The following is a 3,861-nucleotide window of genomic DNA, read 5'->3' on the forward strand; positions in this document are numbered from 1 at the left end:
CTGGCGCTGGCGGCGCTGCTTCTCGCCGGCGGCACCATCGGTGACCTGCGCGGGCACAAGCTGGTCGTACTGAGCGGGCTGGCCGTGTTCGGCGTCGCGTCGCTGGCGTGCGGGCTAGCTCCGTCCACCGGCGTGCTCATCGCCGGCAGGGTGGTGCAGGGCATCGGAGCCGCGCTGCTGCTACCCGGGACGCTGGCGATCATCAGCCGCTCCTTCCCGAGCGTGGCGAGCAGGCCCGGGCGATCGGCATCTGGGCCGGTGTCGGCAGCGCCGCCCTGCCCGCCGGGCCCGGTGCTGGGCGGCCTGCTCGTGCAGGGGCTGGGTTGGCGGTGGGTGTTCTTCCTCAACGTCCCGATCGTGCTCATCGCTGGCCCGGTGACCCTGCGCATCGTCCCTGCGGACGCTGATCGCGGCACCGGCCGGCTAGACCGGACCGGCGTCGTCCTGGGTGCGGTCACGCTGGCCGCCGCGACGTTCGCCGTCATCCACGCCGGCCCACACCGGCCTCGGTGCCGCCACGGTCAGCGCGATCGTCGTCGCGGTTCTCGCCCTGGCCGGGTTCCTGCGAACCGAGCACACCGTCGCCGACCCGATGCTGGCACTGCCGCTGTTTCGCCGCCCGGCGTTCTCGACCGCCAACAGCGTCGCAGCGGTGATGAACCTGGGTACCCTCGGGCTGCTGTTCCTGCTCACCCTGTACCTGCAAAGCGTGCAGCACCGCTCGGCGTTGGGCGCGGACCTGGCGGTATTGCCGCTGTTCCTGCCGCTGACCGTGCTGGCACCGATCGCCGGACGGGGCATCGCGCGGCGGGGACCTAAGCCGATGATGCTGGCCGGGCTGCTGCTCGCCGCTGTCGGCGTCGCACTCACCGCGACCTGGACCGCGGACACCGCCTATCCGCTGCTGCTGCCCGCGATGCTCGGCTGGGGCATCGGACTCGGGCTGCTCACCCCGGCCCTGGTTGCCGCCGCGATCGCCGCCGCCCCACCGCAGCGGTCCGCGCTGGGGTCCGGGGTGAACAACACCGCCCGCCAGACCGGCGGCGCGATCGGCATCGCCACCTTCGGCGCGATCGCCGGCCAGCCCGACCAGACCGGCCACTTCCTGACCGGCCTACACATCACCGGGCTGATCACCCGCCGGGCTGTTCGTCGCGGCTGCGGTAGGTAGCGCCATTCTGATCCCCACACCCGCCCGCCAGGAGGCTTCAGCATGATCCGAGCACCCATCGCCAAGCCTGAGCTTCCCTGAGGTGGATGGCGGACGACAACTGAAGGGTCACGGCTCGTGACTCCCCCTGTCGCGCGGAGCGATCCCTCGTCGGGCACCCGTTGCGCAGCTGCTTGAGGCGTTCAAGGCGCTCGCCAGCCTCGTGCGGGCACGACGGTGAGCGGCCAGGTCGCCTCGATCGCCTCGGGCAGACCAGGCAAGCAGTCGCAGCAACGATGAGGACGTCGCGTCCTATGAGTCCAGGTCGGTGGTGTAGACCTCGTCGTAGTCGCGGCGCTCAACGTCGAGGTCCAGCCCGGGGTCTTCGACCGTGACGTGTGACATGGCCGTCGTCGGCAGGGCGCCGTGCCAGTGCCAGCCGCCGGGCGGGCTGGTGATGACATCGCCTGCGTGCACGACGTGAACACCGCTCTCGTCGCCCACGACACCGGTGCCGTCGGTGATGATGATGTGCTGACCCATCGTGTGCACGTGCGGGTTCGTGCGTACGCCGGCCGGGAAGTGAACGGCTTTCGAGTTCAGGCCCTCCAGGGCGCAGGGCAGGGTTTGTACGCGAACCCGCTCAGGGTCGTTGAACAGCGCCTGCAGCTTCTCCGGGGGTGGGTTGCCTTGGTTGACGTCGACGGTGGCGAACTCGTCCATGAGGTGTCCTTCTTGTTCAGGGGGATTCGAGCAGGCATCAAGCGGGTGGTTCGGCCGGCACCGAGGACGCCAGCATATCCACGCCCCCCGAGCCAGCGGGGCAGCAGCCGGGTGTGCGTCCCGGCTGCGGCACGAGGGGCCGGGTCGCCTCAGATCCCAGTTGCCAGGAGCTCGTTGAGGTGACGGTCGATCTGGGGCATGTAGGTCGGCGAGACACCGAACAGCCCGAGGTGGCCCGAGACGTCCTCCACCACGCGCAGCTCGCTGCCCGGGACGAGCTCTTGCTCGGCGCGACGGTCGCGAATCGGGAAGAACATGTCCTCGTCGATCGGCATGACGAAGGTCTTGGCCGTGATCCGCTTGAGGGCGGCCGCGAGGTCGCCACCGGTGTGGCGGGCGACGTCGCCGCGCTGCCACTTTCACGCCAGCGTCAGCAGGTCATTGGGGTCCATGACGGTGGAGTCGGGCTCCAGGAAGCGCTCAAGGAATGCCTCTTTCGTCTCGAACTCAAGCGACCGCCCGACTTCCTGCTCCCAGAATTCGGTGGAGAACCCGAGCACGCCCCAGATGTGGGCGTGACGTGTGAGCCCGTCGAGGACGTCGACGTTGGACTTGTACTCCCCGCCGTTCCAGCCGGGGTCGGACCAGATCTGCTCGTTTAGCGTCTCGGTGTAGAGGAAGTCGTGCGAGGTGATCGGCGCGGCGCAGCGGACCTTGTCGGGGAACCGCACCGCCCACTCGTAGGTCTGCTGGACACCCATGGACGCACCGACCACCAGCTGCAGTGTCGCGATGCCGAAGTGCTCGCGCAGCAGTCGCTCTTGGGCGACCACGTCATCGCCGATCCGCACCTTCGGGAACTTAGACGTCGCGAGCTCGGCGTTCGGGCCGTCGGCGTTGTGCGTTGCGGTGGACAGCCCGTCGCCGATCTGGTTGATGCACACGATGAAGTACCGGTTGGGGTTCAGCGCGTGGTCCGGCCCGATGTAGATGTCTCGAAAGATCTGGTGCGTGCCCGAGTACCAGGTGGTGACCAGGATCGCGTTGTCTTTGGCCTCAGTCAGCTCAACGACGGTTGCGACCGCCAGCTGGCAGTCAGGGATGCAGCAGCCACCCTCCTCCAGGTCGAACGGCCCGTGCTGATCAGGTCGTACTCGTCGTAACACTCATGACTGTAGAACGGGTTGTCGATCATTGATGACCTCTTCGGGGCTGTAACGACAACGCCCTCGTAGTGTTGCTAGCCCCACCTTGTCGCACATCTGTCGGCCGTGCCCGACCTTGCCGATGGCGACGCAGGCGCACAACGGGGCCGAGGCATGGCCACCGGCTCGGCGTGGGTCTAATGACCCGAGCTTCGCGTTGCCGGTCTTCGGCCCGACAGGCGGCAATTCATTAAAACTAGGACGGTGGACCACGCCGATTTGGTCGTGCGAGTCGGCGATGATCAACACATTCGGGTAGCGGTGGATGTGTCGGCCCCACCTGTGCTCTTACATCGTAAGCGGCGACAGTCCCGCGCCGACGACTGCAGAGCCCCCGCCTTTGGGCCGCCATTGTTGACCGCGCGGGTAGCAGCGGCCGGCAACTGGATTCTCAATCGGTTCGTCCACCAGCTTCGAGCACGGCGCCGTCGCGCAAGTCATAGCGGTGATGCTCGGCCTTTCCTTCGGCACCACCTTGAGGCAGCGGCACGATATGCTCTTGGTCGGGAGACGGATCCGCCGGCTTGTGACCACATGTCCAATCAAGCTTGGCCGCGGTCAGCTCTCGACGACGCGCCGAATCGTGGCCATGCGAAGGAGCCGCGGCGCGAGCACGTCGCCAAGCCGCGACGCCGGTGGCCACCACATCGCTCGGGTCGTGCTCGCCTAGGGCGTGTCTCCTAATGTGTTGAGCCACAGCACGACAGCTCGCAGGACAACGCCGGCGCGGTAGGTCAGGGCGAGCTTGTCGTAGCGGGTGGCGAGGGCGCGCCACTGCTTGAA

At 67.8% G+C, this 3,861-nt stretch carries 4 protein-coding genes and 2 pseudogenes; 2 read left to right on the plus strand and 4 right to left on the minus strand.

What is annotated here, in order from left to right; genetic code table 11:
• Positions 1 to 60: 60 nt before the first annotated feature.
• Both Q0R63_RS24715 and Q0R63_RS24385 read left to right on the plus strand, forming a co-directional pair.
• Positions 61 to 291 (plus strand): annotated as a pseudogene (locus Q0R63_RS24715) (MFS transporter); the annotation flags it as partial.
• Positions 292 to 448: 157 nt separating this feature from the next.
• Entirely contained in the window at positions 449 to 1,171 is a 723-nt protein-coding gene (locus tag Q0R63_RS24385; RefSeq protein WP_295703026.1) for an MFS transporter, read from the plus strand.
• Positions 1,172 to 1,462: 291 nt separating this feature from the next.
• On the opposite strand, the gene Q0R63_RS24390 is transcribed toward Q0R63_RS24385, so the two are convergent.
• From Q0R63_RS24390 to Q0R63_RS24405, 4 genes and pseudogenes are all read right to left on the minus strand, one after another.
• Positions 1,463 to 1,873, minus strand: coding sequence for a cupin domain-containing protein (locus Q0R63_RS24390; protein WP_295703029.1), 411 nt, complete (start codon positions 1,871 to 1,873; stop codon positions 1,463 to 1,465).
• A gap of 149 nt (positions 1,874 to 2,022) precedes the next feature.
• Positions 2,023 to 2,208, minus strand: a complete 186-nt coding sequence (locus Q0R63_RS24395; protein WP_295703032.1) for a hypothetical protein — start codon at positions 2,206 to 2,208, stop codon at positions 2,023 to 2,025.
• A gap of 84 nt (positions 2,209 to 2,292) precedes the next feature.
• Positions 2,293 to 3,039, minus strand: coding sequence for an alpha/beta fold hydrolase (locus tag Q0R63_RS24400; protein ID WP_295703035.1), 747 nt, complete (start codon positions 3,037 to 3,039; stop codon positions 2,293 to 2,295).
• A 705-nt stretch (positions 3,040 to 3,744) separates the two neighbouring features.
• Positions 3,745 to 3,861, minus strand: a pseudogene (locus Q0R63_RS24405) (IS5/IS1182 family transposase); the annotation flags it as partial.

Origin of the sequence: Lapillicoccus sp. (genome assembly GCF_025353065.1) — a bacterium.
In the GTDB taxonomy this organism is placed as follows: domain Bacteria; phylum Actinomycetota; class Actinomycetes; order Actinomycetales; family Dermatophilaceae; genus Lapillicoccus.